The following is a 2,079-nucleotide window of genomic DNA, read 5'->3' on the forward strand; positions in this document are numbered from 1 at the left end:
CCCGGTCGTCGTGCCGGTGGCCGGCCTGCTCGGCGCGGCCGGGGCGACCCTGCGCGAGGACGAGTTCCGCACCTTGGCCGCGGTGGCGGCGCTGCCGATGGCCGACGTGGTGGAGCTGCTGCTGACCGCCGACCGCTTCGCCGGCTCGGCACCCGGGCGGCGGGAGGCGCTGGGCCGGCTGGGGCTGTTCGGCGTGCGGCTGTCGGTGCGGCTGATCCGCGAGCAGAAGGTGCACGACTCGGCTGACCTGGCCGCCGCGCTTACCGCGCACAGCGGCATCGACCGGCTGCGAGAGGTCTTCGCGGCCCAGTTCGTCGGGCGCAGCGAGGTGCTCAAGGCCCGGTCCGCACTGGCCGTGCTGGACGAGTTCATCGACCCCGGCTCGGCGCTGGCGGCGCAGGCCGAACGGATCCGGGCCAGCGCCCACGAGTTCGTCGAGCTGCGGCTGCTGCACCTGCTGCGGTCGGGCCGGCTGCCGGGCACGCAGGCGCAGCTGGCCGAGATGGATCTGCTGCTCGGCGGGGCGGGCGGGGCGGCGTACCTGCGGCTGGGCCTGCCGGCCGACGCGTCGCCGGAGCAGCTCACCGCGGCGGCCCGGGAGGCCCTGGCCCGCTGGCAGACGCTGGCCGAGCACCCGTTCTCGGCCCGCGAGCTGCGCACCGCGGCGCGCGCGGTCACCCGCAGCTGTGAAGGGCTGCTGGCCGGCGTCGCCTGATTTCGTTATCCGGCGGACGGCAGGTCGGCGAGCTTGTGGCGGACGGCCTCGGCGTCGGGGTGGCCCAGCTCGGTCAGGACGGTGAGGGCCTCGGTCCAGGCCCGCTCAGCCCGCGGTACGCGCCCGGCCGCCAGTTCCGCGTCGCCGAGGTGGGTCAGGGCCTGCGTCTGGTTGTACCGGTCGCCGAGATCACGGGCGAGGCGCAGGGCGTGGCCGTAACACTCGATCGCCTCGTCGTGGCGGCCCAGGTGGTGGTGGGCGTAGCCGAGGCTGTCCCAGACGTGCGCCTGTCCGGCCCGGTTGCCGAGCCGCTCGTGCAGGGCCAATGACTGCCGGCAGCACTCCAGCGCCTCGTCGTACTCGCCCCGCATCGCGTGGTACCAGCCGACCTGGTTCAGCGCGTCGGCCTGGCCCCGCTCGTCGGTCGCATCGCGGTACAGCGCGAGGGCCCGCCGGGCGTGGTCCACCGCGGCGTCGTAACGGCCCTGGTGGCCCCAGAGGTGGGCGAAGTTGCGGTGGGTGTGCGCCTGGCCGATCCGGTGACCGATCGCGGTGTACAGGTCGAGAGCCTGTTGCAGGGAGGCGATGCTGTCGGCGTAGCTGCCGCGCAGCGTGTGGGTGCGGGCGATGCTGGTGTGCGCCCGCGCCTGGGCGGTGCGATCGCCCAGCCGCTCGGCGGCCCGCAGCGCCGTCTGCCAGGCGGCGGCCCGCCCGGCCCAGTCGCCCTGCCGGTCCAGATAGGTGCTCAAGGACCAGGTCAACTGCCAGGTGTACGCGTCATGCCCGGTCTCCGCGGTGTACGTGACCGTGGCCAGCAGCACCGGGTGCTCGGTGGCCAGCCAAGCCGTCGCGGCCTGCCGGTCGGCGAGCTGCTCCGGACGGGCGTCGGCCGCCGGGGGAGCCAGGGGCAGCTCGATGGCACCCCGGGCCGGATCGAGCAGCCGGTCGGCGGCGTACGCGGTGTGCAGGTAATGATCGAGGAGCCGGTGCACCGCGGCGTCCCGGTCGGCTTCGGGATCAAGATCAGCCGTGAGGCCGGCGGCGTACGACCGCAGCAGGTCGTGGCTCACGTACCGGCCGGGGAGCTGCTCGGTCAGCAGGCTGGCCCGGGTCAGCTCGCCCAGCAGCCGCCGGGTGTCGGACGGCGGCAGCCCGGTCAGGCTCGCCACCGCCGCGGTCGCCGCGCTCGGCCCCGCATGCAGGGAGAACAGCCGGAACACGCGCTGCGCCGGCGCACTCAGCGCGTCGTACGACCAGGAGAAGACCGACCAGCAGCAGGCCGGCCTCGCCGGAGGCGCGGACCCGGTTGACGCCCTCGCTGACGATGCGCAGCGCGTCGATGTCGAGGCCGGAGTCGGTCTCGT

At 74.9% G+C, this 2,079-nt stretch carries 1 protein-coding gene and 2 pseudogenes; 1 reads left to right on the forward strand and 2 read right to left on the reverse strand.

Going from position 1 to position 2,079, the window contains the following annotated elements:
* A pseudogene (locus AB0C29_RS45385) lies at window positions 1-715 on the forward strand (hypothetical protein); the annotation flags it as partial.
* Between the two features lie 5 nt (window positions 716-720).
* Here AB0C29_RS45385 and AB0C29_RS45390 read toward each other — a convergent pair.
* A complete protein-coding gene (locus AB0C29_RS45390; RefSeq protein ID WP_360834157.1) occupies window positions 721-1,884 on the reverse strand; it encodes a tetratricopeptide repeat protein in 1,164 nt (387 codons plus the stop codon).
* Between the two features lie 97 nt (window positions 1,885-1,981).
* Window positions 1,982-2,079, reverse strand: a pseudogene (gene sufC, locus AB0C29_RS45395) (Fe-S cluster assembly ATPase SufC); the annotation flags it as partial.

Source organism: Actinoplanes sp. NPDC048791 (genome assembly GCF_040650095.1).
GTDB lineage: Bacteria > Actinomycetota > Actinomycetes > Mycobacteriales > Micromonosporaceae > Actinoplanes.